The organism is Halohasta litorea, assembly GCF_024494645.1.
Taxonomy (GTDB): Archaea; Halobacteriota; Halobacteria; order Halobacteriales; family Haloferacaceae; genus Halohasta; species Halohasta litorea.
In genome coordinates this window covers 1-26,008 of the sequence record NZ_JANHDJ010000016.1, presented here as the reverse complement: position 1 = coordinate 26,008, position 26,008 = coordinate 1, and the positions used below count along the sequence as shown (strand labels likewise).

The 26,008-nt window shown below is 52.3% G+C and carries 24 protein-coding genes and 6 pseudogenes; 19 read left to right on the top strand and 11 right to left on the bottom strand.

Annotation, left to right across the window (positions count from 1 at the left end; all coding sequences use genetic code 11):
* Positions 1-179 precede the first annotated feature (179 nt).
* From NO877_RS19090 to NO877_RS20050, 3 genes are all read left to right on the top strand, one after another.
* The gene (locus tag NO877_RS19090) at positions 180-485 is read left to right on the top strand and encodes an enolase C-terminal domain-like protein (protein ID WP_256397888.1); all 306 of its coding nucleotides are present in this window, start codon (positions 180-182) and stop codon (positions 483-485) included.
* Between the two features lie 409 nt (positions 486-894).
* Complete coding sequence (locus NO877_RS19085) at positions 895-1,428, top strand: Rrf2 family transcriptional regulator (RefSeq protein WP_256397883.1); 534 nt, start codon at positions 895-897, stop codon at positions 1,426-1,428.
* 285 nt (positions 1,429-1,713) lie between these two features.
* A complete protein-coding gene (locus tag NO877_RS20050) occupies positions 1,714-1,929 on the top strand; it encodes a DUF6199 family natural product biosynthesis protein (RefSeq protein ID WP_465262064.1) in 216 nt (71 codons plus the stop codon).
* Between the two features lie 215 nt (positions 1,930-2,144).
* Here the strand turns inward: NO877_RS20050 and NO877_RS19080 are convergent, their stop codons facing one another.
* On the bottom strand, positions 2,145-2,744 hold the full coding sequence (locus tag NO877_RS19080; RefSeq protein WP_256397882.1) for a GNAT family N-acetyltransferase: 600 nt from the start codon (positions 2,742-2,744) through the stop codon (positions 2,145-2,147).
* 117 nt (positions 2,745-2,861) lie between these two features.
* Here NO877_RS19080 and NO877_RS19075 point away from each other — a divergent pair, with 117 nt between their 5' ends.
* Positions 2,862-3,713, top strand: coding sequence for a sulfite exporter TauE/SafE family protein (locus NO877_RS19075; protein ID WP_379827710.1), 852 nt, complete (start codon positions 2,862-2,864; stop codon positions 3,711-3,713).
* A 1-nt stretch (position 3,714) separates the two neighbouring features.
* Positions 3,715-6,150 (top strand): heavy metal translocating P-type ATPase, encoded by a 2,436-nt coding sequence (locus tag NO877_RS19070; RefSeq protein WP_256397880.1) that lies wholly within the window; start codon positions 3,715-3,717, stop codon positions 6,148-6,150.
* 244 nt (positions 6,151-6,394) lie between these two features.
* Here the strand turns inward: NO877_RS19070 and NO877_RS19065 are convergent.
* A pseudogene (locus tag NO877_RS19065) lies at positions 6,395-6,824 on the bottom strand (deoxyhypusine synthase family protein); the annotation flags it as partial.
* A 14-nt stretch (positions 6,825-6,838) separates the two neighbouring features.
* Between NO877_RS19065 and NO877_RS19060 the strand changes: the two are divergent.
* Together NO877_RS19060 and sugE are read left to right on the top strand one after the other, a co-directional pair.
* A pseudogene (locus NO877_RS19060) lies at positions 6,839-7,870 on the top strand (transposase); the annotation flags it as partial.
* A gap of 369 nt (positions 7,871-8,239) precedes the next feature.
* Entirely contained in the window at positions 8,240-8,563 is a 324-nt protein-coding gene (sugE, locus tag NO877_RS19055) for a quaternary ammonium compound efflux SMR transporter SugE (protein WP_256397887.1), read from the top strand.
* A gap of 113 nt (positions 8,564-8,676) precedes the next feature.
* Here the strand turns inward: sugE and NO877_RS19050 are convergent.
* Together NO877_RS19050 and NO877_RS19045 are read right to left on the bottom strand one after the other, a co-directional pair.
* Positions 8,677-8,856, bottom strand: a pseudogene (locus tag NO877_RS19050) (IS5/IS1182 family transposase); the annotation flags it as partial.
* Positions 8,857-9,173: 317 nt separating this feature from the next.
* Positions 9,174-9,854 (bottom strand): IS6 family transposase, encoded by a 681-nt coding sequence (locus NO877_RS19045; RefSeq protein WP_256397878.1) that lies wholly within the window; start codon positions 9,852-9,854, stop codon positions 9,174-9,176.
* A 537-nt stretch (positions 9,855-10,391) separates the two neighbouring features.
* On the opposite strand from NO877_RS19045, the gene NO877_RS19040 reads away from it, so the two are divergent.
* The 7 genes and pseudogenes from NO877_RS19040 (at position 10,392) to NO877_RS19010 (ending at position 12,663) form a co-directional block, all read left to right on the top strand.
* Positions 10,392-10,655 (top strand): DUF8028 family protein, encoded by a 264-nt coding sequence (locus tag NO877_RS19040; protein WP_256397877.1) that lies wholly within the window; start codon positions 10,392-10,394, stop codon positions 10,653-10,655.
* Complete coding sequence (locus tag NO877_RS19035) at positions 10,652-10,909, top strand: DUF7123 family protein (RefSeq protein WP_256397876.1); 258 nt, start codon at positions 10,652-10,654, stop codon at positions 10,907-10,909. Before NO877_RS19040 ends, NO877_RS19035 begins: the two co-directional genes overlap by 4 nt.
* Positions 10,910-11,128: 219 nt before the next feature.
* Positions 11,129-11,254 (top strand): annotated as a pseudogene (locus NO877_RS19030) (IS1595 family transposase); the annotation flags it as partial.
* 67 nt (positions 11,255-11,321) lie between these two features.
* Entirely contained in the window at positions 11,322-11,666 is a 345-nt protein-coding gene (locus tag NO877_RS19025; RefSeq protein WP_256397875.1) for a thermonuclease family protein, read from the top strand.
* 12 nt (positions 11,667-11,678) lie between these two features.
* Positions 11,679-11,906: pseudogene (locus NO877_RS19020) on the top strand (thermonuclease family protein); the annotation flags it as partial.
* Complete coding sequence (locus NO877_RS19015; protein WP_256397886.1) at positions 11,904-12,119, top strand: excalibur calcium-binding domain-containing protein; 216 nt, start codon at positions 11,904-11,906, stop codon at positions 12,117-12,119. The pseudogene NO877_RS19020 and the gene NO877_RS19015, both read left to right, overlap by 3 nt.
* A 127-nt stretch (positions 12,120-12,246) precedes the next feature.
* On the top strand, positions 12,247-12,663 hold the full coding sequence (locus NO877_RS19010) for a TRAM domain-containing protein (RefSeq protein WP_256397874.1): 417 nt from the start codon (positions 12,247-12,249) through the stop codon (positions 12,661-12,663).
* A 34-nt stretch (positions 12,664-12,697) separates the two neighbouring features.
* Here the strand turns inward: NO877_RS19010 and NO877_RS19005 are convergent, their stop codons facing one another.
* Positions 12,698-12,964, bottom strand: coding sequence for an ArsR family transcriptional regulator (locus NO877_RS19005; protein ID WP_379827713.1), 267 nt, complete (start codon positions 12,962-12,964; stop codon positions 12,698-12,700).
* Between the two features lie 144 nt (positions 12,965-13,108).
* Here NO877_RS19005 and NO877_RS19000 point away from each other — a divergent pair, with 144 nt between their 5' ends.
* Positions 13,109-13,402 (top strand): PadR family transcriptional regulator, encoded by a 294-nt coding sequence (locus NO877_RS19000; RefSeq protein WP_256397873.1) that lies wholly within the window; start codon positions 13,109-13,111, stop codon positions 13,400-13,402.
* A gap of 1,368 nt (positions 13,403-14,770) precedes the next feature.
* Here NO877_RS19000 and NO877_RS18995 read toward each other — a convergent pair.
* Positions 14,771-15,748, bottom strand: coding sequence for a DUF7983 family protein (locus NO877_RS18995; protein WP_256397872.1), 978 nt, complete (start codon positions 15,746-15,748; stop codon positions 14,771-14,773).
* Positions 15,749-16,263: 515 nt separating this feature from the next.
* A complete protein-coding gene (locus NO877_RS18990) occupies positions 16,264-16,947 on the bottom strand; it encodes a hypothetical protein (RefSeq protein ID WP_256397871.1) in 684 nt (227 codons plus the stop codon).
* A gap of 422 nt (positions 16,948-17,369) precedes the next feature.
* On the opposite strand from NO877_RS18990, the gene NO877_RS18985 reads away from it, so the two are divergent.
* Both NO877_RS18985 and NO877_RS18980 read left to right on the top strand, forming a co-directional pair.
* Positions 17,370-17,570, top strand: a complete 201-nt coding sequence (locus NO877_RS18985) for a hypothetical protein (protein ID WP_256397870.1) — start codon at positions 17,370-17,372, stop codon at positions 17,568-17,570.
* Positions 17,571-17,572: 2 nt separating this feature from the next.
* A complete protein-coding gene (locus NO877_RS18980; RefSeq protein WP_256397869.1) occupies positions 17,573-18,118 on the top strand; it encodes a hypothetical protein in 546 nt (181 codons plus the stop codon).
* A gap of 412 nt (positions 18,119-18,530) precedes the next feature.
* Here NO877_RS18980 and NO877_RS18975 read toward each other — a convergent pair whose 3' ends face one another.
* A complete protein-coding gene (locus tag NO877_RS18975; protein WP_256397868.1) occupies positions 18,531-19,034 on the bottom strand; it encodes a hypothetical protein in 504 nt (167 codons plus the stop codon).
* Between the two features lie 364 nt (positions 19,035-19,398).
* On the opposite strand from NO877_RS18975, the gene NO877_RS18970 reads away from it, so the two are divergent.
* Entirely contained in the window at positions 19,399-20,685 is a 1,287-nt protein-coding gene (locus NO877_RS18970; RefSeq protein WP_256397867.1) for a HEPN domain-containing protein, read from the top strand.
* A gap of 35 nt (positions 20,686-20,720) precedes the next feature.
* Here NO877_RS18970 and NO877_RS18965 read toward each other — a convergent pair whose 3' ends face one another.
* Positions 20,721-22,025 (bottom strand): IS4 family transposase, encoded by a 1,305-nt coding sequence (locus tag NO877_RS18965; RefSeq protein ID WP_379827717.1) that lies wholly within the window; start codon positions 22,023-22,025, stop codon positions 20,721-20,723.
* Between the two features lie 428 nt (positions 22,026-22,453).
* Between NO877_RS18965 and NO877_RS18960 the strand changes: the two genes are divergently transcribed.
* Positions 22,454-22,762, top strand: a complete 309-nt coding sequence (locus tag NO877_RS18960) for a hypothetical protein (RefSeq protein ID WP_256397866.1) — start codon at positions 22,454-22,456, stop codon at positions 22,760-22,762.
* 949 nt (positions 22,763-23,711) lie between these two features.
* Here NO877_RS18960 and NO877_RS18955 read toward each other — a convergent pair.
* Together NO877_RS18955 and NO877_RS18950 are read right to left on the bottom strand one after the other, a co-directional pair.
* Positions 23,712-24,689 carry a DUF7983 family protein gene (locus tag NO877_RS18955; RefSeq protein WP_256397865.1) on the bottom strand — a complete coding sequence of 326 codons (978 nt, stop codon included), beginning with the start codon at positions 24,687-24,689 and terminating at the stop codon, positions 23,712-23,714.
* A gap of 632 nt (positions 24,690-25,321) precedes the next feature.
* Positions 25,322-25,879, bottom strand: a pseudogene (locus NO877_RS18950) (LysE family translocator); the annotation flags it as partial.
* Positions 25,880-26,008: the final 129 nt, after the last annotated feature.

The window sequence follows — 26,008 nt, the reverse complement described above, 5'->3', positions numbered from 1 at the left end:
TGAGTACACCAAGATCGACGAGCTGGCGAAGCATCCGGCCGAAGGCTGGATCTGAGGAGGGCATATCTCCTCATTTGGGGCCACAGACCGTAGCTATAGGGACTTTCCGCAGCTCTACACAAGAGCGACCCGACTTAACCAACTACGGTAGCCTACAAGAACTCCAGCATGCTGCCTCGATGGCAAAATCTCGTTATATGACTTTTGCCCCGCACAATCCCAACTCGGGGATTAGTACTGCTGCCGGACTCCATCTCTGTGCTGGCATCGAGAATCTCGAAGTTCTCGAACATATGAGTCGTGATGTTCCGTGGGGCGATGAAATCATCAAACACGACTTCGAGGTTACCGATGGGACAATCGAAGTCCCCGACAAACCAGGGCTCGGTGTCGAATTTGATGCAGAAGCTGCGAAACAGTATCCTGGAGAACCGAAGGATAGCCATAGTCTCTTTGACGAAGCTGGTGCACTGAAGCGACCCTAGCGGTTTCTGCATTCAAGCTACGTTTTGTAGTATTCACTCACGTGGGTATATTGAACTAATTTAAAAAGCACGTACTTATCTCGGTCTCCAGAGGGACGCACGACAGTCGTTTGAGTCCCACTTTGCTTTTCAGTAATCTCGTCTCAGCTTACTCGGAATTGTCTTTAATATCGCCTGGCTAATCAATGAGGTCATCCGTCGACGGAGCACTCAGCAGTTCCTAGTCGATGGGTAACTGAATTCGTGTTTGGCCGTGGCTGACGGCGGATAGGGTCCGATTCAAGCAATAAAGACCTACAAAATCTCATTAGTAATATTTCAATTACGTTACCTTATAACTCGATTATCAGTTTGGTAGATTTATTTATTCACCAGCGGTTTTATCAGCAGTCGATTATTGCTATGATTTATGGCATCAATTGAACTCACAGCAAGTCAGAAGACGATACTCACTGCCCTTACAAATCTCCACCGCCAGACCGAAGACGTTGTTAAAGGCGAAAAGATCGCCGAGGAGGTCGACCGCAACCCCGGAACCATCCGCAACCAGATGCAGAGCCTCAAGGCCCTCCAGCTGGTTGAGGGTGTCCCCGGCCCAAAAGGCGGTTATAAACCGACCGCTAACGCCTACGAGGTGCTGGATGTCGACCAGATGGACGAAGCCGCTGCAGTGCCGCTGTTCCATAACGACGAAACAGTCAACAACGCTAACGTCGAGAGCATTGACCTTTCGAGCGTTCACCACCCGGAACTCTGCCGCGCCGAGATTCACCTACAGGGATCAGTTCGGAACTTTCACGAAGGCGACGAGGTCATCGTTGGCCCGACGCCGCTGTCGAAACTCCGAATCATTGGGACGCTTGATGCCAAAGACGACTCAAACAACAGTCTCATCTTGCAAATTGACGACATGCTCGCACCCGCCGAAGATCCAGCTCATTAGTTTCGGTGATGTAGTACCCAGTGCTACACGGAACAATCAACGCTCATACCCCAAATTATCAAACATAGGGATGGTACTGAGATTGTGGTTATTAACCTCTTGGACAAACACAGAATGAGTGAGCTTGAGCACAAATACGACTAGAAGGCTCTGTTGAAATCCTATTAGTTCGACATCTTTCCCGCTGAAACAGACGTTAGGTATGACTGTCCACTTAACGGCTCGTGTGGTGAGGATCTAAAAAATGAACTGTAGTTTAATGACTCCTACCTTCCAAAATTACGTATGTCGCTACCTGTTGCTGGTCTATTCATCGGTCTCGGAATCGTTTGCCTCCTCAAACCAGAGTGGTTTGACCAAATTGATCGAGAAAGGAAGACGTTTGGTACAGATCAAGATCCAGACGAAATCGAGTTCGTCGATTGGTGGTTAGACTCCATATATCTGATCGGGATTTTATCGATTCTGTTTGGATTGCTCATCTTGTTTGGTGTAATCTGATGGACGAAATCGGTCATCTGTTCCTATATTGACCGTTCAAAGTGCCTTGTCAATGTTGTGAGTGAGACAGCCGACAACCAGTTCACGGAACTGCTTCCACCAGTATCGTGAGCTGGTAGTTGAGACTGGCTATCTCAATGCATATGGTGTGACCGGGACAGGGCTATCCCAGTGAGATCGGGGTGAATCAACTGTTCAGTAGGTATGCGTATTGATTAGATGTCGAAGTATGTCTCTGCTCTTTTCAGAATGTGTTCAAGCTCGGGCGACCCTCGGATGGCAGTTAATGGCTGCGGTGGTTCCGGATCGGATGGGTGATCTGCCAGTTGTCGATACCACCACTGGACGTCGTGCCACTCTCCCTGTTTGTAGCCAACTGTGGGAAACGTACCAACCGGTTCGAACCCCATTCGCTTGTGTAACTTCACGCTTGCAGGATTCGGGAGCGTCACGACTGCGTACGCGTTATAATATCCTTGCTCCTTCAGAGTCTCCAAGAGGGAGGTGTACAGCGCGGTTCCGATACCCGATTGGTGAGCGTCTTCAGCGACGTATACCGTCAGTTCAGCCGTCCATTCATACGGCGGGGTTGACCGCAACGAACTCGCAGTTGCGTATCCGAGAATTTCGCCTTCGTCTGTCTCGCAAACGAACCACGGATACTTGCGGAGAGTCGTCTCAATCCGCTCACCCATCTCTGTAGTCGTTGGCGGGTCAACTTCAAACGAAATTGGTGTCGATTCGACGAAAGGGATATAGATAGAACGGATGGCTGGTGCATCTTCTCGAGTAGCTAATCGGAGCTGGTATTCCATGTCTGAGGAATTTTCCACGCGACCACTGTATATCCTGTATTGATTCACATTACCGATCCTCGAAGTCACGGCCTGAACCGAAACCCATTACACACGACGATTGGTACACTCTAATCTATGCTGGCTTTGCCAGTTTTGAGTATGATATCGGCAGTCCCAGTACAACTGAGTGAGATTAGCATCACAAGCGGCCACGGACTGGTGGTGTTTTTTCTGATTGGCCTCTTCGGAGGTGCACACTGTATTGGAATGTGTGGCCCGCTCGTTGCAACCTACGCCGAGCGTATGGAAACCGAAGACCGATGGTCAGGCACACTCACCCTCTATGAAGTGCGTCAGCACACGCTGTTCAACCTCGGCCGGACAATGAGCTACGCCCTCATCGGATGCGTCTTCGGGACTGCCGGCGCGCTGCTCTACGGGACGATAGGGCTCGCTGGGCTACTCAAGCCAGTTCAAGGGGCCGTCGGCATATGCATCGGCGTGGCAATTCTTGTTATGGGATTCACCCGGTTAGCCGGCTACCGACAAGGCGCTGTTGAAGGTATTATTGCTGGTAGTGGCATTGGATCCGTATTCGCGCGAACCTATACAGTTATCTCGACGCGGATCGACCGCTGGGTCAACGGCATCGGCATTGTCGGCCTCGGCGCGCTTCATGGGTTGTTGCCGTGTATGCTTCTCTATCCCGCATTCCTGTACGCGTTCGCACAGGGATCGCCTGTATATGGCCTCCTCTCGCTCGGCGCACTTGGGTTGGGGACGATCCCCAGCGTGTTTCTCTACGGAACAGTGATCCAGTCAGTGAGTGCCCGCCAGCGACAGGTGGTCCACTATGGACTCGGTGTATTGTTCATTGGGCTCGGATACGTTCTGTTAGCGATGGGGCTCATGCGGTTTGGCGTCATGCTCCCGTTACCCGACATCCCGTACTATCAACCAATCGCCGAATCGGAGGCAGTTGCGTAACATGTCCACCTGCACACTCTGTGACCTCCCCGTCGAAGACCCAATCATCGACGAGGACATCGACGGCGAGTTCTGCTGTCGGGGTTGTCTAGAGGTCGCACGCCTGGTTGACAACGGCGAGGACGTCGATCTCTCGATTGCGGCCGTCCGTGACCGCGTTGAGGCCGAGGATTCCAGACCCGATGTCCCCGAGGGCGCCGAAACGACCTACCTCTCGATCGACGGAATGCACTGTCAGACCTGCGAAGGATTCATCGAACTCCTTGCCGAAGAAGAGGAGGGCGTTCACGAAGCGCATGCGAGCTACGCGACTGAAATGGCGCAGGTGGTGTACGACCCTGACCACATAGACCGCAACGCGATTGCTGCGGCACTAAGTCGACTGGGCTACCAGGCCTACGATCCTGACGAAGAAAACGACTCGCTGCGCTCGCGTGTTGAGTTCGGCAAATACCGTGCGGTACTCGCGGCGGTACTGATGATGCCTGTGTTGATTCTCTACGTCCTGTTCATCTATCCGGTGTATCTCGGCATCTATCCCGAGAGTTTCCTCTACGGAAGTACCGTTGAGGCGATGGTGTTCGTGCCGCTAGTTGTCTGGAGTACGCTCATCGTTATTGGGCTTGGATACCCGGTCTTCCGCGGGGCCTACGTGAGCCTGAAAGTCGGTCGCCCGAACATGGACGTGTTGATCGCCATCGCGGTGCTCGCAGCGTATCTCTACTCGCTGGCTACCTACCTCACGGGCGGGCGCGATCCGTACTTCGACGTCGCAGTGATGGTACTCGCGATCGTCACCATCGGCAACCATCTCGAGTCACGGGTCAAACACGCTGCGCTCGGCAATCGCGCCGACCTCACGGATTCACGCGTCGATGAGGCCCGCCGGCTCGACGACGACAGTGAGGCCACTGAAACCATCGAAATTGCAAAGTGTGAGCCTGGCGACCGGCTGTTAGTCAAACCTGGTGAACGGATCCCAGTCGACGGTCAGATCGTCGACGGGACTGCCGCGATTGACGAGGCACTCGTCACGGGTGAATCTCTCCCGCAACGAAAATCCGTTGGGGACACCGTACTCGGCGGGTCGATCCTTACTGACAATGCGATCGTCGTTGAAGTTGGTCCGGAAAACACCAGCACGATGGATCGCCTCGTCGAACTCCTCTGGAACGTCAAGAGTTCTGCGACGGGCGTCCAGCATATCGTCAACCGTTTTGCGGTGCTGTTCGTCCCGCTCGTACTCGGGCTTGCCGCGCTGACTGCCACTGGCTGGTTCGTCCTTGGCAACGACCCGAATACAGCTATAATGGCCGGTGTCTCCGTGCTAGTGGTCTCGTGTCCGTGCTCGCTCGGCATCGCTACCCCGCTTGCTCTCGTGGCGGCCACCCGCGATGCCTCCGACAATCGCATGCTCATTCTCAACGAGACAGTGCTCGAGCGGATCGACGACTCCTCGGTCGTTGTGTTCGACAAGACTGGGACACTCACTACTGGGGAGATGGAGCTTGTGGACGTCGTTAGCGACGATCCTGACGAAGTGCTTGAGATGGCGGCCGCCGTCGAACGTCGGTCGAGCCACCCCATCGCCGCTGCGATCGACGATGCCGCCCCGCCAACCACGCGCTCGGTGTCGAGCTTCGAGAGCGCCGACCGTACCGTGTCAGCGCTCGTCGACGATACCCGCGTAGTTATCGGCCATCCAGACTCCTTCGATGCTGACGAGTGGACGATTCCCGCGGAGATCGAGGCAGCCGTCACGGACGCCTACGAGTCGGGCACTCATCCCACGGCGGTTGTCTGGGAGGGCGTCGTCCGAGGAGTCGTTACAGTCCGAGATACGCCGCGAGAGAACTGGGAACACGTGGTTTCCGAGCTCGCGGACGCGGACCGAGAAATCGTCGTGCTGACTGGCGACGACGAGCGGATGACCGAGACGTTTGCGAACCATCCCGCAGTTGATCACGTATTCGCAGGCGTGCGCCCCGAGTCGAAGGAAGTGATCGTCCAAGGACTCCGCGAACGCGGGACGACGACAATGATCGGCGACGGAACGAACGACGCGCCCGCACTCGCCAGCGCCGACCTCGGGATCGCGGTCTCAAGCGGCACCGATCTGGCGATCGAGGCGGCCGACGCGGTGGTGCTGGACAACCGTCTCGACGCCGTTCCCGAGGTCTTCGAGCTGGCAAGTGAAACTCGAGGCCGAATCAAACAGAATCTCGTCTGGGCGGCTGGCTACAACGCGATTGCGCTCCCATTGGCAATGACTGGCGTGATCACGCCGTTGATCGCCGCCGTTATGATGGCGATCAGTAGTCTCATTGTCGTCTTTAACTCGAAGCGCCGACTGCTTTCGACGAACGGAGATCATTCGGCTGAGACCGACTCTAGCGAACGCAGCGATCGACTCGGACCTCCCGCACACTCGGACTGAGCGATCGAACGCAAGCATCGTCCGTAACCATCCTGCTACGCTTTATGTATAATAACTGCCGCATTGCGCGGTTCAGTGAGTAGATCGTACTCACACGTCAAGGTTCTCAGTGCCAACTATGTCCGCCAGCGACGCTTCAGAGTCTTCAACTGAGAAATGGGCATGAACGCTCGATCGAAGCACCTGGAGAACCACTTCGGCCCCCGCCCAGAGTGAGGTAGTGCTGCAGGCTTTTAATTTCGAATCAATCGCTGAAAGCACCTGCCACGAGCAGTGGGAAGACGAGCGTTGCCTCTGCCTCGACCTGCGTGTAATTCACCGCTCATCATCCTTTATCTCCCCCCTCGATACTGCCTCGTCCGGGGGCGCTCCAGAGAGTGATCTATCTCCTTCCATACCGGTCGAAATGTAGATGACGTAATCCGCCCCACCCCGGAACAGATTCGTCATGAATGGTGTTTCGGAACGCCACCTCCGACTGCGATCAGACCTGTTGTGTCAGCGAGCATCCCATCCTCGATAAGCAAGTCGGAGTCGTCAAGGATTTCGATGCCGACCCGCGAATCATACCCCTGTCTGTTATAGTAGAGAAAGTTTACAACTTCTGCGTCCGTCAGCGCTGGACAGTACACGGGAACGTCGTTGTAGTCAGACGGATTCTTGAGCGTGTCATCGCTACCGTCCCGCCGTGGCCCCGACACGTGAGTCTCGCCGTACTGCCTTCCGCCAGATCGCCCAACAATCCTACGTGGACTGGCCTGCATACGAATCCACCCCGCTGTTCGATCGCACGTCGCTTCCCGCGCTCGAATCGGACGTCCGCGTCGTCGCGGAAACATGGTTTGACCACGGCAAACACGAAGCAGCCGAACCGTTTGTCTCCACACTGCCGCTCGCATACGTCCGGTTTGATGCACATGACCAGTACACAAGCTCGACAAGCTACGAAATGGAAACGCTGTTTCGCCTGTTTGTGCTGAAAGAACTCTACGGCTGGGGCCACGAGACTGCCCTCGTCGAATACCTTACCCAGCAACCCGACCTCTGCGAGCGACTTGGTCTAGAGTCGGTGCCGAATCAGTCGACACTCTGGCGCAGCTGGCACCACCGTTTCACAGCTGACCTCCGCAACACCGTCAAGACAGCGGCTCGAACCATCCTCATCAAAGCCCAGAATGCAGGTATCTCAGTTCCGCGCGAGCCAGAACGACAGAGCCGTAGACACGGTGACAAGAGTAGGGAATCGGACCCTGGCGATCAGGTCGTGCTGGAGCAAGCAGAGACAGTCACTGAGCACGTGAGTCGCATTGCTTTCCCGACGTTCTCACTGGACCGTGGTGAGGGGTGTGAGATCCACGAGAACGCCTACTGGGACCTCCAGACGTATCTCGGACTTCGAGAGAATCTCGCCGTGAACGAAGGCGCTTGGAGCTTTATTCACGAGTCAAACCGAAACCGGACGCCGCTGGGCCACGCCCATCGCGAGCACATTCATGATCTCTCTATCGAGCAGATTCGAACGATGTACCGACAGGCGATCCGGCAACTCATAGACGAAGTCGCAGAGACGGAGGAGTTTTTCCGCGCAGGGATCGTCGCCGTCGACATCACTGAAGCCGACCCCTTCACAGGCGATAGAACAGGCCACGAGGACGAGATAATCGGGACGAAAGAACAGACCGAGTCGTCCGCTTCACTACTGTCGTCCGTTGAACTATTGTCAGCGTTTTGGGTCGGCTCCGTCCCTTGATCCATACACCCACTGATACCAGCGGTAACTCCACAATATATCAGAAGCCGTCGGCGGTTCATACAAAATCGTGAATATGATATCGTATATATTTGCTCCAGATATTGTACTAAACAATTTGTGAGTCCCCTGTCTTGACCACTTTGAGTGATCGGTCGATGTTGTGATTAACAGTAGTTGGTAATACGATTTCTTTATTCAAAGTTGGTCGTGGAAGTTAAGGTCAGTAAAGAGGCACTATTTAATGGTTAACATCACTAATTTCGCCTAATGCTCTGTCCCCCGAGCCGGAGGAAATCGGAAGTCATAGTCCGACTGAGTGAGTAGATGAAAGTTGAGATGTCGTGGCCACTCCTGATACTGGCTGGACTGTTTGAGATCGGATGGGCAATTGGACTCGAATATTCGGACGGACTCTCAAAACCAGTACCGGCGCTCGGTACCGTTGTTGCCCTCATCATTAGTATGGTACTGCTGGCACAGGCAATCAAAGACCTCCCCATCGGTACGGCATACGCTGTCTGGACTGGTATCGGTGCTGTTGGGACAGCATCGCTTGGGATTATCCTGTTTGATGAACCTGCAACCCTTGCTCGAATAGGGTTCATCAGCGTTATTCTCGTTGGTATCGTCGGTCTTCACTTCGTTTCCGGTGGCCACTAACTACTGCTGTTTGATACCTTGTATGGAACGTGAATATGGTACATACGCAGGTTGTAGTTACCAAATCAGCCGATTCAGTTTCAGGGACGATTCTGAATAAAGAAACCGTGCTACTATCTACTGTTAAGACAAGCGATAGTGAGTTCACGGAACTGCTTCCACCAGCGTCGTGATCGGACGAACGCACCGTACTTCCGCTTGAGCGTTGAGTTGACTGTCTCGGATTGACTCCGCTGGCCATAGAGATCAGTGTCTAAGCGCGCGTTCCATGCACGGTGGAGTGACGTGAACTCACCATTGCCTGTCTCATTCATAATGTAGATCGATCACTCTGAGCGGTCAATACAGGGTATATACGTCACATCACCACCGGATTGGTTGTTAAATAATCCCCGGATAGGTGGATGGATCGTCGCGCCGGAGATGTCGGTATAGTGCGCCGATACTGTAGGCAGCACTACCAAGGAAGACTCCGGCAAGAACCCCATACTGAATGCCAGCTTCAATACCCCACATAAGTTCTTCTTCTGGCCCAAGGTAAATATCTACACTTCTGATGGTACGGTACTGGGAAGAGTCATCCCACCGAGGTATCCGACAAGGGCACTGTCTAGTTGAGGACCTCCTCGACAGGCGTTCGGTTATCTAGTGCTTGGTTCGGTCGGTCATGGTTGTAGTAGTGTCTAAACCGGCGTAACCAGTGGCGAGCGCTCGATTGACTGCCCCTCCAGAACGAATGAAAGCGGTCAATCCGCATCGAGACGGTCTGGAACCACTTTTCGATATAGTTCCGCTCTCTGTAGTTGAGCTGACCGCTCAACTCGTGCCGAAAGAGGGCAGTCAGGTAGCCACCGCCATCAACCAGAAACTCAGCGTCTGAAACGTCGTGTTTCTGGGTTAGACGATGGAGAAACGCCGCCGCGGGATCGGTCCCGCGGCGGCTGTACACGTCGATGTCTAACAGGAATTTTGACTCCGTATCGACCGCCGCATACAGCCATTTGTCTTCGCCATCGACCTCGATTTGTTTCTCATCGACGGCGACCCGCGACGGCCCGGCCGTCGGCGGGTCGTCCTGTGCTTCGGCGAGATCGTGCGTCCAGTTCCAGACTGCTCCATGAGATCGGTTAATTCCGAGTAATTCCAGCACTGCGGGAACCTCCCGGACTGACAATCCCATTGAGTGAAGTCGCATCCCGAACACCCTAACGGGTGTCGGGGTGCGTTCATTCTCCCAAACATCATCACAATCCACGTCTAACGTCTCTCTGAGCAGGTCTGCAAGTGACATAACCACCACTCAATTAGACCAGCTCTCTCCTCAAACCTCCTGAACTAGACAGTGCCCAAGAGTCGGATTACGTGATTCTGTGGTCATAATTGGTTTCTCCATTTGTTACAGGGAATTGGGGAATGGTGTGACATGGGTTCGAAGGCTACCTTGTATCAGAGAGGCAATCCCTCGTCTCCCATATACACGGACCGACGATTGGCATATATAATTTAGCCGACCGGAGTGAAAGTAGTCTGTGAGTCGACCCCTATTCCACTGAGCAGTGAGTGCGCGCGAGTGTGGTCAGTGCGGTTATGGGACACTGGATCGGCCGCATATTGGAGATTCTACCTGCAAATTCAGATTTCCCATCCTAATCTGCCCCGATTGCAAAAACGGTTAAGATCAGATTATAGATTATCTAAGGATAGTTAAAGCCTTCATAAAATGTTGAGAGGAGTCTCTTTTCACGTCTGAAGAGTCTGAATATGTCCGAATGCTCGTCGTATTATATGGGTATCTGGATTGTGGATGCAATCAGACGGTGACCACCTGATGTCGAACGCCACACCAAATCACGAACAGAACACGAGCGCAGTGACGAACTGGGCTGCAGATGTCGCACACCAGGGAACGCTCACGCTCAGGACAACCGTCCGAGGAATGAGCTTCTGGGTGGCAATCCTGCTGCCGCTGGTCTACCTGCCACTCCTCTCGGGTGGCTTGGGCTCTCAGACTGGCTTGATTGTCGTCGGCCTGCTCGGACTGCATCTGATCGCACTGTTCATCGGACACAACCACACCAACTCCAACCAATGAGCGCCTCAACACAGCCTGACACCTCGACCATCGACTCCGAATCAAAAGATGAGCGACTCGCTAACTATCTCCGATCCCGTGTCGAAGATGGTGAGGTGTACTTCAAAAGCAAGTTCATCGCCGAGGATGTCAGCCTCTCGTCGAAGGAGATCGGCGCGCTGATCGTCAAGCTTCAAGACTCGGTCGACGATCTGTCGATTGAACGCTGGTCGTACACCGGGGCGACTACCTGGCGTGTCGAGCAGACCAGCTAACGGCGTTGTCACCGTCGACCCACCACCACTCTTTTGGAACAATTGCTTCGAGCACCAGCAGTGTATCGACTGACAGCAAGACGAAGACGATTCCCTACAGAGGCTCTTTCCAACCCGTTTGGCTAGTCTGCTGTTTGCATGGGGTAGTGAGTGAACCCTCCCGCCGCATTTCGGGTACGCGTTAACCAACAACTGGCGGCAGACCTCACCCGCTGTTGGTTAAAGCACGGCTTGGAGCAGGCCGCTCACACTTTTGGTATCGTCCGCTCAGTGAATCTCGTCGGCGCATCGCTCGAATTCCTCGTCGACTGCCTTGCTATAGGGGGATTCCACAGCTCTACATAAGAGCGACGAGTTAATCCATCGTCGACCCAACCGACTGATTGATCCCGCCGACTTCCGACACCCACGTATGCGACAAATCCGGCTGATGGCCCTCATTGGTGTCGTCCTGTTGGTTACCTTCGCTGGGTGTACTGGCAGTCCTGTCGACCGACCAGCGACACCTGGGGAATCCAACACCGAGTCGACCGAGACCACGACGCCACCCGACGCCGTCGACGGCGAGTCGGTCACCGTCACTGTCACCCATGTGATCGACGGCGACACCATGGAAGTCGAGTATGCCAATGGGACCGAAGAGACAGTCCGACTACTCGGCGTCGACACGCCTGAGACCACACTCTCGCGGGTTTCGCCTGATGAATTTGCGGGCATCCCCGACAATACTGCGGGACGTGACCACCTCTTCAATTGAGGCGAGCGAGCGACTACCTTCGCCGAGGATGAATTGGAAGGAGAACAGGTCGAGATGGTCTTCGATCCCGACTCAGATAGACGTGGCTACTTTGGCCGTCTCTTGGTGTATCTCTACGGCGACGGTGAGAATTTCAATGAGCAACTGCTTGCAGACGGCTACGCCCGGATGTACGACAGTCAGTTCTCGCTGCGTGAGGAGTTTGCAGTAGCCGAGCAGGAAGCTCAAAATAGCGACGTGGGTCTGTGGGAGTTTCAGGACTCCAATACTGAGTCAGGAACAGATAGCGACAGCGGGAACGTTGAGATCCCACCACTGCCGCCGGATGGCGACTACAACTGTGGCGACTTTGAAACGCAAGAGCAGGCGCAACACGTACTTGAGAACCAATCAGGCGACCCACACGGCCTAGACCGAGACGGAGACGGGATCGCCTGTGAGTCATTGTCCTGAGTTGGATCGTCTGCATATAGTACCCGTCTGGGAGTAGTTCTACTCACTCCCGTATTGATGACTTGTTCTCCAGATCCCTCGATAGTCTTAATTCACTTGTCTGATCAGTATTCGCTACGAGCTCTCAATGGAGATTTCTGAACAACTCACCTGTCTGTTTGCTGCTAAAATCGAAGAACAAGGCCAGTCGTACGTCGTTGAGGTTCCGAAACAGGAAGTCGACATCGGCTATGTCGATCCGACCGAAGACTACCAAGTCGCAGTTCTCAAGCAACCGGGCGAAACTACACAGCCAGCTCCCACACAGAACCGTGACGATTCATCACAACAACCAGATCTCGATCAACCACCAGTCAGCACTGGCGAGACCCGAGTCGTCGAGATCACCGAGCTGGGTGATCAGGGAGACGGGCTCACACGTGTCGAGCGTGGATTCGTGGTGATAGTTCCTAAGACGGGGGTGGGCGATCGAGTGCGGATACGAATCGAGACCGTTCACGAGACCGTTGCGTTCGGGGAAGTCGTCGAACGCTTTCGATATTAGCGGTCTTCGACTAGATCTCTGAGAGTCAGACTGCTCAGGGTTCTACTTTGAGCGAGTAGAGTTGTTGTCGAGCATCAGCGAGTGAGATTTCAGAGTCGACGACACCAGCTTCATCATGTTCTGTGAGCGCATGTCGCACAGTTCGAGGTGAGAGTCGAGATTTGTCTGCAAGTGCTGACTGGGTCAGTGTTCCATTGTATTCGAGAACTTTGGCGATCAACTTCGCGCTGGGAGGAAGGGCGCTGACAACGTCCCACATCTCTTCAGTGGTTGTGACCTTCGCTTCGTCAGCAGTCGACATACTGGAAATCAACTGGTTCAATCTCATAATGCCACTGATTCGTTTGCTTCAGGGATTTCCACTCGCTTTTCGTCTGGTTGGTACCCTCTACCGATTATTGAACTGTAACAAATGCTTATATCCACGAAAATAAAACCTCCATTGATGTATGACCTAACAGGCTTTCAGCGGGATATGCTATATTGTATTGCTGCGCTCAACGAACCATCTGGAGCGGAAATTCGTCGTGAACTCGAAGAATACTCGACAGCGGAGGTGAATCACGGACGGCTTTACCCAAACCTCAACGACCTCGTCGACGAGGGGCTGGTCAGAAAGGAAAAAATGGATGACCGGACGAATTTGTATACGCTCACTCCGCTGGGAATTGAACTGATCGAAGAGCGTCGACAGTGGGAAGACACGCAACTCGAAGACACAGCAATTAATCTCAGCTAACCCGGTCTCTGAAGTAGTACCTACACTGTTCGGATGGGAAACCGACATAGGATCGGTCGACAGGCTGTTTCCGGAGTTACCGCCGACAGCGACAAAACTGCTGAAAACACTGCTTGATGTAGACGAGCCGATGGGACGCTCCGCATCGAGGCAGCTGGGATCTCTGGGAGCAGTTACGACCGGTATATCAACGACCTAGCAGCGTGGGATATCATTGAGCCGACAGAATCCGAGGGTCGACGGCGCTGGGGAGGACATTTAGAGCCGTGGTGGAGTTCCCAGAGTCATCGCGAAGAGCCGTTTGGAGAACCAGAACCAGATACTGCGATCATCGACGCAGAGTTTGCCCGTGACGTGGGGAGTCGAGTGCTCTGTCACTACATTACACACTACGATCTTCCAGAGTTAGAAGAGGTGTATATGAGTGGGTTAGCACCGATCAGTCCTGACGACGACATAGAGGCGTTGTTTGGACGGCATCGTCGGTTATCGAGGTGGTGGGCGTTCCTGTGGGGAGCGTATGCAGATCAAGGTGAGATTGAGAGCGCTGAGGCTGCAACAGCATCGGAAACTGCGGTTCGGATAGGGCAGTTGCCTGAATCTGTGGATCAACAGAGTTTGGATGAGTGTGAATCCACGTCGGTCTCCCCGGTCTAACAATAGTGATTAGTGAATACGGACGAATATTGGGATATGGGACGAAAGAAACTCCTCGTGGTTGTTACGGTGGCAGCGATTATGGCTATGCTCTATAGCCGAAAATAAGGCGATACAGCGACTGAGAGTTCCGACTGACTCTCCGAGTACTATCCCTTGGTTTCATAGTAATTCCATCAAACCAACAGTTTTTAGTTAGAATACTGACTAGCAACTGGTGGTTGATCCACTGGCTCTCAGGGATCGACCACCTCTGGGGTATCCTACCATCCCGCCGCCCTTTCACCACTTCCGGGCTTTTGAACGCCGCAGAGATCACCCTAGCATCTGCACTCCGGTTCCGAACACACGAGTTTACTATTTGTGCTATTATTAGCTCGATTGTGTTGTAAAAGACTGAATTACTTGGTTTATATGGGTGACTGACACACAATCTGTCTCTGTTTTGGCTTCAGTGCAAGGTTTATATGATAGCACTCGCATTAGTGTGATAATGTGTGTCACGGGGGTGTCGGTCTGAATTACGGCTATAGTGGGGGTCGACGCTGGCTCGTTGGAGTCATTGTCGACCCAGTGGACAGTAGTTGCAACGAGTAGCGCTTTCCTCTGTACCCGGCTTAGGTTCGGCCCTGCGGACCAGACTCAAGCCGTTCCCACCAACGGCTTGTGGTCTTGTTTTCTCATGTTCACCACTCCTTGCTGAGAAGGTTTTCAGTCGACTTCGCTGGCGGAGCTGAAGCTGGTGAGGTCCTCGATGCGGGCTTCGAGCTCTTCGATTTCGTCTTGGAGTTCCTCCGTTTGTGGGTCGTCGACAGCGGCGAGTTGGTCTTTGAGGCCCTGCAACCGAGATTCCTTCTGTTCTTCGTCGACATCGGCCTTCCGGACATACTGGCTTTCGTCGATCTCGTAGAGGTCCGACTCCGAGAGGTCAGTAACTTCGAGTGCCTCATCGACTTTGGAGGTGTCGACGGTAGTGACACGCTCGCGGTCGATGCCCTGGTCTTCGAGTAATTCGAGGACCGTTTCGTCGTCCTTGAGCGTTCGATTGCGTCGACTGGTCCGCTGGACCGATCCGTACTGGCCGTAGACGGGTTGGTCGTGGTGGAGGCGATCTAAGAGAAGCGAGCGCACGTTTTGGCGGAGATCGTCAGCATTGCGCTGGACATCCGAACAGAGTGTATAGAGATTGACCAGCTCAGCGGTCTCCATGGTTTCGAGGTCGGTTGGATCGTAGCGTTCGAGGGCATCGATCAAGAGCAACGAATCCGAGTACAGCGGGAGATCGGGTTCCTTACGGGCGGGTTCATGATCTTGGCTTTCGACAGTGAGGTCGGCGTCAACGAGCGAAGAGGGAGTAGGCGAATCAGTGGGTTTCAACACACCGTCGCGTGGGTCGATCTCGAAGAGTGGGTGAATTGAGAGGATGGTGGCGTAGGGTTCGGCATCAGCAGGGAGGCGATCAAGATTGAAGGGCTGTGGAGAATCAGAGACGCGGTCGTAGAGCGTCTCAAACTGCTCGCGTTTGAGAGGGATGGTCGTCTCTTGGTCGCGGTAGGCGATGAGAAGCCGATGTTCTTGGGCGTCTTCGATGCGAAATGGCTTGTCAGAAAGTGGGGTTCGGAAGGTAGCAGTAGGCGGCACCTCGTCGATCTCGTCGAGGATGATGTGCCAGATTCCAGAGAATGGCATCGGTATCAGCTGTTACATCGGAGAGAGGGAAAATGGTAGCGTCGGATACAGCATTTGATTTTCAGAATCTGAAATTCAGGAATACAATTATGATCCCGAGGTGTGAAGAACAAGATGCGCTTCGTCTTGGAGGGCCGAAGCGTCAGCGGGGACCCGACCGCATACCATGTCGTAGTGTCCACACTCTGTGTGGCATTACCCCTTTTGTGCTGGTTAGTGGACGACTACTCTGTAGAAGGATGTGAACTATCCTGCAAACTTATGATATTTGATAGGTTTGTCTGTCGATAATGAAGCTTCTACCGTTTCGGCAGCTGAGGCGTCTGTTTGGCAGCACCCACGGTGAGGTTCTGTGTGAATGTCGACGCTGCGGGTCGACGGTAGAAACTGGAACGAGTGTGTGTCCGTCCTGTGAGCAGCGATCAGTAGCTCGCTATGAGATGGAATAGTCTGGATACTAGAGTCCACTGAGCTACGTCTGCAAGACTGCGAGCGCGTATTCAGCACTCATAGAATCACTGGCAGACACTACGCACGAACTTAATATCACCTGTTCGCGGAAGATACGCGATATCAACACGACAATCTATCTTACCAATTCTCTCTTCTAATTGTCGTATATCTTTCTCAAAAGTGAGTTTCCCGTACCCATCCTGGGGCCACCAATCACAGAACAAAAAATACCGTCTCCCTACGTCACCCGGATACTCGGAGAGTGCTTGGATATCTGTCTCTCCACCGTTTCGAAACTGACCGCTCATATTCATAGAATGCTTAATTTCGCAAAGCACCGAAAGCTGGGTTCTCTGGATATCGACGAAATTCCCAATTCCCTCTTTCTTACCTTGCATCACAACTTCGGTTCCCTCAGGAAATACGACGAGGTCAAAATCGGTCTTCGCTCCTCCCCAGATTCCGTCGTCGTAGAACCTCACTTCTGGACGGACGCGTGGAATCTCTTGACCCTCCCGTTCTGACCGTTCGAACATCTCTCGGTTTCTCCAGTCGCCCATGTTACTATGGTCTTGGCGGTATGACAGAGAGATGGTTTCTGGAGAGAGTTCTGTTCGAAGGCGTCGATACAGCTCTGGCATGATTGGGTTCTCATTTCCGTAATGAAACGGATGATTTTGAAAGTCGTCGTGTAGTTGACGGATTGCATCTTCAAAAATTCCTACATCTTCAGCAACGGAAGCCATACTCGTCATTTTGATTTGGAATCTTTTAAATTTGTTATGAGGTGTTGTCCTGTGTTCATTTGCTACCTCGTGAGTGTTCTAAGAACGACAATCACGTTTGTGCCTTTGTCAGTGTAGTTCGCTACTAAATACAGCCTCTAGTTCGAGCACACCGATTCAACCACGCGCGCTAATGCCCCGGCAATATGCCTTGTATTTCTCACCCGACCGCAGTCACCCAATTCGGCCTGTGTCGATCACCTACTCAAGCCACGTAGAGAGCCAAAATCGGTGTAGTCGATGTAGGCTGATAATCCACGTTGTATGGTAATTAGGTGAGCGAAATTATGAAAGGTCAATCCATTATATACTGCTACAATTCCTGACGAGCGACATGATGTTCAGTCCAATCACGACAACAGCTGAACCGAAAGGTGGTCACAGTGAGTGATGTAGGTGACGGAGTTGAGGGCGTGTTCGCGTTCATCATTGGTGGCTTTGTGCTAGTGATGATCGGCTCAGCAATTGAATCCAGTTCCATGCTTTATGACATTGGAAATTATGGATTACTCATGATCCTACTTGGTGTCGTTCTCGCCGTTGGAGTCATTGCAACTGTGATTGGAGGACTCCTCGGGAGGTAACAATGGGTGTCCAAGATTACCTTGAAAAAAAGAAGCAAGAGCGGATCACCGACGAGAAAATTCTCAACGTGATTCGAGAGAGTGAGGCGGGATTCGTTGGCACAACTGAAGTCTCCGATACTGAGCAAGTTGATCTCAAATCGGATGCAGTCCGCAACCGGTTGGCGGCTTTGGAGGATGACGGTCGGGTTCACAAGAAACGGCTCGGGCATCCAGAACGTGGGAACCTCGCGTGGTATCTAGCTGAGGATGAACGCGAACGACCCGTTTCTCCAGATAACTATTGGATGGCCCGCGCCTGCCAAGAGGGGCAAGCCATCTCGAAAAATGTCCTACGAGTTGGTGCTGTGTTCGCTTTAGCTGGGATTATCTCTGTGATGTTGGCGATCACCACTGACCTGTATGGCGTCGGCTCTGGATTCCTCCAAGCAGAGTTGCTGTTGAGTCTCGGCTATGCATTAGCCGCTGCTGGCTTTGCGAATATCGGCCTTGGTGGGCTATCCAAGTTTGCCCTATTCACAACCGAAAAACGCATCCACTATGTATAGCAATCAGTTAAGCTATCAACTCGTGAGTGTGTTCCGTGTCTATTGACATTTACAGAGGCCACGCCGAGCTCTGTCCGTTGCTTGGTGGTGGCAGCAACGAGGTGCAACTGGGACCAGAGATACCGCAACAACGATTAGCTGCGTATTCGGAGTCACACGCCGCAGGCTGAGGGTTCTGGTGAGAGTGCTTATTCTTTTGTGGATGCAGTGAACGACGGTACAGGGAAGCCCGAATCCGCCGGTATCCCCTGCGTGATTTCGCACCTTGTTAGGGTATCTGTAGTGCCTTCTCAACGAAACTTAGGAACGTGACAACATTGACTCCTCAACTTCATTCTTATAGTCCGTATAAAACAACCCGCTGCCACCTGTTATTTCAGTAGAGTATGAATACGTAATTACTTGACCCAAACTAATTCTTGGTTTTGATTGGCCACAGAGATGCAATAATCAGTAATCCAAAGCCAAATAAAAGAAAGGTACCTCCTAAAACAAAAGGCCAAACGCCACCTATTGGTGTCGTTACTTGACTTTCTGTATCGGTCTCTAGTGCATACGTCTTATTTTGGTAATTAATAGCATAACAACCAATACCGGCTGCTTGTTCGTCGTTTATATACGTAAAGTCTCGAGCAGCGTTATTCTTGTCTTCTATGACATAGTGACCATGTATAAGAGCCTGTTTGAAGTACTTGCGGCCAGAAGTTGAGAGGTCGTTATAGTCTTTCTGAAATCTATTATTGTCCGAGAAATTAGTTGATCCGTATACGAGATCGCCACACCAAGAACCGTTTGGTTCAATTGTGTATATGTAATCTCTATCTGTCTCCATAAAACCAATTTCCACAGCGGGGAGTAAGATGCCCGCAATGAGGAAAAAAACACCAATAATCATCAGCTTTCTAGTCAGATTCATATCTGACACCATCCACCACAATCATATATATTTTTGACGACAAGGCGAAAAAGCAGTGGCTTCGCAAGGTCAGAACCGAGGCTAATCGGGAGGCCGTCGACCGTGTGGTGTTGGTACTGCCGGTCGACACTTCCAGTCACGTCTCCCACACTCACATTCTCGAAGCTTAGACGGCGTCTGAATAGGCAAAAACGCATTTTGTTCGAGCTACACAGAGTCTGAAAGCTGTTTAGACAGCCGGTCAAATCTCTCCTGAGATGCTTGTTATAGTGTATACGACTATAAATCCTTATCTCAAATAGGCCGCTGGAATAAAAACTATCCCCTGTTAAACAAGACTGATAAACAGTAATACAGAACTCCTATGTTTTCCGAAGAACTGCTCTCTGAGGCTATTCAAGAATTTCTTGAGTATAGTTACCACGAATATAGAAAAGTCCGTCACAAAGACTACGAGATATACCGGGCGTCAGAGAATGGTCAAATGGGCACCACACGTTCGATAGATGTTCCCTCTGCACGAGAGTTGGCACAAGATCCGCCGGATGAAGTGACAAAGATATGTCCCCTAATTGAAGCCCTCGTCACCGACGATGATATTTCATTAATACAGTCCGAAATTGGAGCAGCAAAAGCATTCAATAGGGTAATAAAGGAGACTCGAATTGAGTCGGATCGAGGGGCCACTGAAGAATCACAGATAGACCCGGATTTTTGGGACACTCTACGCTCAGACGAGGCCACAATCGTATATATTGCACCGATTATTGGATTATCCTTCGACGACAACGTTCAGATTACCGACGATCTTGTCATCCGCCATCTCAGCGAGTTTGAAAAGGAATTAATGCTAAATACGATGGACTTGGGAGGCGGTTCAGTAGCTCTGCGAAGAGCGATCCAGATCGGACATTTGACGCATGCAGCTGTCTACGAAAATACAACGACAGTAGACAATGGATGGGAGGGTGGTATCACCATTATGAGTGATATTGATCAAGAAGCCCAAGACGCATTAGAGAATTTGAAGATCGCTCTGCGGTTGATCCATCCAGAAGGGTTTCAGATGAGCACCTGGCATATCATCGACAAAACATTCTATCCTTCCGTTATTAGTTCTCATGAAAAACACGGATCTAGGGCGTCTGGCGGAATCGAAAAGCCAGTATTAGTGTCTAATCCCGACAAGATTGTTGAATACTACCAACTAGTATCGGAAGCGAACGTGGACGAAGGAATTCGAGTTGCCATTGATCGGCTTGAATCATCATATCGGAAGGTTTCGAACGCAGATGGTGTTGTTGACGCTGTCATTGGAATTGAAGCGCTTCTCTCGTCGGGACGTAGCGGCTCCTTCCGAGAGGTTAGAAGACGGGCTGCGATTCTTGCCGGAGAGAAAGCTACATACAGTGAATTAGGCCGTCTTCAGGGTTTGCGTAATGCAACCGTTCATGGTGAGAACACACAGGCTGACAAAGAAGACCTCCAACAGGCCCGTGATCTATTAGCTGTGCTTCTTGATCAGGTGATTACGACATCTATTCAGAAAGAAATCACACGGGACGACGTTATCGATGTATTAGATGCAGCCATTACAAAGACCGTTGAAAATCAGTTTGATGACCTTCTCTCGGAATTTGACTCAATGTAGATTCTAAGCTATCTCTCGCACTCATTGGTCTTTAGCTAAGCCTCAGCAGCCGGTTGGATGGTGGTAGCGAGCTGTTCTTGGAGGATCGGTCGTTGCTGGTGGATCTTTTGAGCGTCTTCGATCAGTCGTTGTAGCAGTGGCGGTGGTGAGTAGGCGAGATACTCTCTCAGTTCGCGGAGGATGAGCTGGGCGTGCGACCGGAAGGTCGCCGCCCAGCGTTCCGGCGGAAACACAATCCCCTCATCAGCGTGTTCGATGACCAGACCGAGCAAATCACGACTCACGACCAAAGATAACAACGCTGCGTACAGCAGAATCTCTACGATATGCTGCTTCGTCGTGTCGAACTCGTCCAGTTCGTACTGTGTCTTGAGTTCCCGGAACAGCAGCTCTACCTCCCATCGACATCGGTAGATCGTCGCTAGATCAGCCGGGAGAAACTCCTCCCGAGACAGATTCGTGATGTACAGATGGTAGTCGTCGGCGTCCTCGTTGCGGACGCCGACGACGCGGAACCGTCTCGTATCACGTGACTGCGTCCCCGCGTACTCTCGCCGGTCGAACTCGACCTCGACTTCCACGTCAATGTACTTCCGGGAGAGGTTGTCTACAACGTCGAAGATTTTCTCGCCTTCTAAGGGAATGGCGCGACCGCGCCATTCCCGTAATTCCTCCGTTACAACCGGATTTGAGCTCTGTTTCAACCGGCTCACGAAGTAGCCGTCGTTCTCGTCGATCAACGCGAACCGCCGGTACTTGAAATAGGCGAGGTCGAAGATCGCTAGCCGTCCTTCCAGCCACGATCCTGTGTTGAACAACGTGCTGTCGTGCGTTTTCTCGTCTGTGACGCTGAAGTGTTCGACCGTCTGATCGGTGACATTGTGGAGCAGGTGGAGCTTCGCTCCAGCCTGCTCCTCGTGACGTGCTTTGTACTCTTCAGAGAGCAACTCGTGCAACCGCAGGACGGTTCCATCAGCGATCATCACGTCTCGAAACCGGTCGAACTCTTCAGAGACGGTGTGAGGGACAGCGACCTCGTCGAAGCCGTATTCGACGAGGTCGCGGAGGTACTCTGCGAGCGTCGGCGTCAACCGCTGATAGAAACCGCCCGGAGAGAGCGACTCGTCAGCAGTGGAGTTGTAAGTGCGTCTGAAGGCCGCAAGCGTTCGGCTTTCGCCTGCGGCGAAGCCGAACGCGAACGACCAGACGAGTGGCGGGATCTGAAGCTTCCCCTCGCGCTCGACCACGCCGACATCTTCGGCGTGGTCTTCGAGCGCTTCAGAGGGAAGGAGGTTAGTGAGACGACGTTCAATATGACGTGAGGAGGGTTCTGTGTGCACAGCTGAAGCCTCCTCATTCCTTCCAAAAAGGTGTCCCGATAAGCCGCCGCTGTCATGCGGTTCTTCACTTAGCTAAAGACGGATGCTCTCGCACTACATTGTAGAATTGGCTCATCGAACTTAGGAGTCTTTTTACAAAATACAAAGTTTGACTCAACGGTTAGCATGGGTCGATCACGGGGCGTGACCAACTAACCTATCTGGGTTCTATTAGAACGTCCCATGCAAGATGGAACGCGCGTACCGGTCACCTATCTCTCAGAGAACACGCGCTGTTTGTGGTGATATTAGGTCTTGGTAGCCGGGCACGATCTGGAGCCTTGGCGCGAGACTTTGCCTGTTGAAATCTAGCCCTGAAAAAATTCTGATTTAGTTATTATAGCACAAAAATAGAATATTATATACATTTCCACCCAGAAGGTGGTGGTATGACCAACGAAGTGATAGAGAATTTGACAAGCCTGACAACAAAACAACAAGCGATGCTGAAGGTGCTGGCAGATGCCGATGGTGAGGCTCTCTGGGGTGTTGAAATAAGAAAACGGCTAAAACAGAATTATAATATTGAACTTACAAGAAACGGTATGAACGGCGTCTTTCGTAGCAATTCAAGATACCCAAAATATATGACTGAAATCAAGTGGGTAGACGAGGACGAGATCGAAGGCAAAACCCAGCACGTATCACACCGACTCAAATCAGAATACATTGACAAAGTTCGAAAGCAACTACTGTAGTTTCCATTAGTGTTTGTAGGAACACCCTACAGCAGTCTGCTGGTTGCGTGAACTACCGTCCCGAACCGAACTCACTCATCAGCGACGGGAATGTATCGCATATTCACAATAGCCCAGTCGGTTCTTTAGAAATCAAAGAGGGTGGCAGACTGCTGAATTCGTCTTCTGTATCTTGTACAGTCCGATCTGCCAATCTTGATAGAGATATCGCTGGTTTGCTTTCTTCAGTAAGAGTATTACTGAATACGGACGGATACTAGGGTATGGGACGAAAGAAACTCCTGATGGTTGTTGCACTGGCGGCGATTATGGCAATGCTCTATATCCGGAGATAGGTCACAACAGAGACTGAGATTACTGAATACAACTCGCGAGTAGCATTTTTTATCCATCAATTTAGTTGTAATTCACCTCAACCATTAGTTTTACTTAGAAAAATCGACTAGTAGCAGGTGGTTGATCCACTGGCCCTCATGGATTGACCACCTCTGGGGTATCCCGCCGTCCCGGCACCCTTTCACCACCTCCGGGCTTTCGAACCCGTAGAGATCTTACTATCATTTGTGTGTTGGTTTGGGTTGTTTCCTGATAACTGGCAATTTCAACCATGAATCTGCTGCTCTAAGCTAAATTAGTGGCTGTTCTGTCTTTGATTTGTGGAAAATATCTGCTTATGTAGCTTTCTGTGTAAGATTTATATGGCAGTGTCCTCATGGTTGTGGTAATGAGTGTCAAGGGGGTGTCGGTCTGAATTACGGCTATAGTGGGGGTCGACGCTGGCGTTCGGAGCCATTGTCGACCCATCGGACAGTAGTAGCATAGAGTATAATGCCTTACCCCCTGTACCCGGCTTCGGTAGACTCTGACTCAGCAGGATAGACTCAAGCCGTCCCCACCAACGGCTTGTGGTCTTGTCTTCTCATGTTCACCACTCTTGGTGAGCGGATTTTCAGTCGACTTCGCTGGCAGAGCTGAAACTGGTGAGTTCGTCGATACGAGCTTCGAGATCTTCGATCTCACGCTGGAGTTCCTCTGTCTGTGGTTCGTCGACAGCCGCGAGTTGGTCTTTGAGGCCTTGGAGTCGAGATTCTTTGAGTTCTTCGTCGACATCGGCCTTGCGGACATACTGACTTTCGTCGATCTCGTAGAGGTCCGACTCCGAGAGGTCGGTAACTTCGAGTGCCTCATCGACTTTCGAGGTGTCGACAGCGGTGACACGTTCGCGGTCGATTCCTTGGTCTTCGAGAAGTTTCAGGACGGTCTGGTCGTCTTTGAGGCTCCGATTGCGTCGACTGGTGCGCTGGACGGAACCGTACTGGCCGTGGACGGGTTGGTCGTGGTGGAGGCGATCTAAGAGAAGCGAGCGCACATCTTGACGGAGATCGTCAGCATTGCGCTGGACATCCGAGCAGAGCGTATAGAGATTGACCAGCTCAGCGGTTTCCATCGTTTCGAGATCCGTCGGCTCGTAGCGTTCGAGGGCATCGATCAGGAGCAACGAATCCGAGTAGAGTGGGAGATCGGGTTCACCACGCGTGGGGTCGGGGTCTTGGCTTTCGACACTGAGGTCGGCGTCGACAAGCGAGGAAGGAGTCGGAGTATCAGTGTTTTTCAGGATGCCCTCACGTTGGTCGATCTCGAAGCGTGGATGGACCGAGAGAATGGTGGCGTAGGGTTCAGCATCAGCGGGGAGACGATCTAGATCAAAAGGCTGTGGGGTATCGGAGACTCGTTGATAGAGGGTCTCGAACTGCTCGCGTTTGAGTGGAATAGTTGTGTCTTGGTCGCGGTAGGCGATGAGGACGCGGTGTTCTTGGGCATCTTCGAGACGGAATGGTTTCTCAGAGAGTGGGGTCCGGAAGGTCCCATCAGGTGGGATTTCGTCGAGTTCGTCGAGGATAGTGTGCCAGGTCTCAGAGAATGGCATTGATATCAGTCCCTACTCGTGAGAGAGGGAAAATGGTAGCGTCGGATACGAATCTGATTTTCAAGACCTGAAATTCAGGAATACGGTTATTCCCCGGGAGTTCGAAGAGTGAGATGCGCTTCGTCTTGGAGGGCTGAAGCGCAGCGGGGACCCGAATACCAACCTGTCTGTCGTGTCCACAGTCTGTGTGGACATTCCCCCTTTTGGGTGGTTATGTTGGTTAGTGTACGACTACTCCGTTGAGAGACGTGAACCATCCTGTAGATTTATGATAGTTTCTTGGCTTGTCTGCCGATAATGAAGCTTCCACCGTTTCGACCACTGAGGCGTCTGTTTGGCAGCACCCACGGTGAGATTCTATTCGAATGTCGACGTTGCGGGTCGAGACGGTAGAACCTGGAACGAGCGTGTGTCCGTCCTGTGAGCAGCGATCAGTGGCTCGGTATGAAATGGTGTAGTCTGGATACTGGATTTCTTCGAGGTAGGTCTGCAAGACTGCGAGCGCGGCGAGGTTTTCTCATCCAGGAGTCATTCGTCGACTAGTCGGTGTTGAGTGATCGGTTGCAAGACTGCGAGCACGAATCTCGCACGCCAAGGGCGCACGAGTAAGGTGGTTGGAATTATGTCAGAGATTACGCGCCGGGCTGTTTCTCGGTTGCAAGCTTTAGTCCGAAGCCGATCAGCACGCTACCGCTCGCATACTGCATGAATCTGGAAATCATCTTGGAGTCAACGATGATGTGTCGCACCCGACTGGCGAAGGCCACCACGACCCAGAGGTACACGATGCCTAGGGTAGCGAAGATCAAGCCTAGAATCGACATTTGGAGCGGTGCGTTCGCGGTTGGAGAGACGAACTGCGGGAAGAACGCGAGGACGAAGACGGCGACCTTTGGATTGGAGATATTGATCATCACTGCTTGCCTGTATGACCGTTGGAGTGAGGGATTTTCCTCCGCAAGGTCGTCCTGAATCTCGAACTCCTCGCCGTTTCGGAGTGTCTGAACACCGAGATAGATGAGATAGGCGACACCGAGGTACTTCAAGACGGTGTATGCAAGCGCCGACGTTCGTAGAATCGCGGCTAATCCGAGTACCGCTGCTGCCGTATGAACGAGGATTCCTGTGGCCGTTCCACACGCGGCGGCGAGCCCAGCATAGCGCCCGCTACGAAGACTCTCTGTCAAGGTGTCATTCGTCTTTAGTTAAGACTCACACCTCGGTTGCGTAGCGGTAGCGAGCGTCTCTTGTAAGATCGGTCGTTGCTTGTGGATCTTCTGTGCGTCCTTGATCAGCCGCTCCAACAGCGGCGGTGGCGA

Bases quoted from the DNA above. Each gene is read 5' to 3' on its own strand.
- sugE (WP_256397887.1), top strand. From the start codon at position 8,240: ATGTCGTGGCCACTCCTGATACTGGCTGGACTGTTTGAGATCGGATGG.
- NO877_RS18995 (WP_256397872.1), bottom strand. From the start codon at position 15,748: ATGCCATTCTCTGGAATCTGGCACATCATCCTCGACGAGATCGACGAG.
- NO877_RS19070 (WP_256397880.1), top strand. From the start codon at position 3,715: ATGTCCACCTGCACACTCTGTGACCTCCCCGTCGAAGACCCAATCATC.
- NO877_RS19045 (WP_256397878.1), bottom strand. From the start codon at position 9,854: ATGTCACTTGCAGACCTGCTCAGAGAGACGTTAGACGTGGATTGTGAT.
- NO877_RS18990 (WP_256397871.1), bottom strand. From the start codon at position 16,947: ATGGCTTCCGTTGCTGAAGATGTAGGAATTTTTGAAGATGCAATCCGT.
- NO877_RS18975 (WP_256397868.1), bottom strand. From the start codon at position 19,034: ATGAATCTGACTAGAAAGCTGATGATTATTGGTGTTTTTTTCCTCATT.
- NO877_RS19000 (WP_256397873.1), top strand. From the start codon at position 13,109: ATGTATGACCTAACAGGCTTTCAGCGGGATATGCTATATTGTATTGCT.
- NO877_RS19090 (WP_256397888.1), top strand. From the start codon at position 180: ATGGCAAAATCTCGTTATATGACTTTTGCCCCGCACAATCCCAACTCG.
- NO877_RS18980 (WP_256397869.1), top strand. From the start codon at position 17,573: ATGGGTGTCCAAGATTACCTTGAAAAAAAGAAGCAAGAGCGGATCACC.
- NO877_RS19005 (WP_379827713.1), bottom strand. From the start codon at position 12,964: ATGTCGACTGCTGACGAAGCGAAGGTCACAACCACTGAAGAGATGTGG.
- NO877_RS19085 (WP_256397883.1), top strand. From the start codon at position 895: ATGGCATCAATTGAACTCACAGCAAGTCAGAAGACGATACTCACTGCC.
- NO877_RS19040 (WP_256397877.1), top strand. From the start codon at position 10,392: ATGTCGAACGCCACACCAAATCACGAACAGAACACGAGCGCAGTGACG.
- NO877_RS20050 (WP_465262064.1), top strand. From the start codon at position 1,714: ATGTCGCTACCTGTTGCTGGTCTATTCATCGGTCTCGGAATCGTTTGC.
- NO877_RS19010 (WP_256397874.1), top strand. From the start codon at position 12,247: ATGGAGATTTCTGAACAACTCACCTGTCTGTTTGCTGCTAAAATCGAA.
- NO877_RS18970 (WP_256397867.1), top strand. From the start codon at position 19,399: ATGTTTTCCGAAGAACTGCTCTCTGAGGCTATTCAAGAATTTCTTGAG.
- NO877_RS18960 (WP_256397866.1), top strand. From the start codon at position 22,454: ATGACCAACGAAGTGATAGAGAATTTGACAAGCCTGACAACAAAACAA.
- NO877_RS19080 (WP_256397882.1), bottom strand. From the start codon at position 2,744: ATGGAATACCAGCTCCGATTAGCTACTCGAGAAGATGCACCAGCCATC.
- NO877_RS19075 (WP_379827710.1), top strand. From the start codon at position 2,862: ATGCTGGCTTTGCCAGTTTTGAGTATGATATCGGCAGTCCCAGTACAA.
- NO877_RS19025 (WP_256397875.1), top strand. From the start codon at position 11,322: ATGCGACAAATCCGGCTGATGGCCCTCATTGGTGTCGTCCTGTTGGTT.
- NO877_RS19035 (WP_256397876.1), top strand. From the start codon at position 10,652: ATGAGCGCCTCAACACAGCCTGACACCTCGACCATCGACTCCGAATCA.
- NO877_RS18955 (WP_256397865.1), bottom strand. From the start codon at position 24,689: ATGCCATTCTCTGAGACCTGGCACACTATCCTCGACGAACTCGACGAA.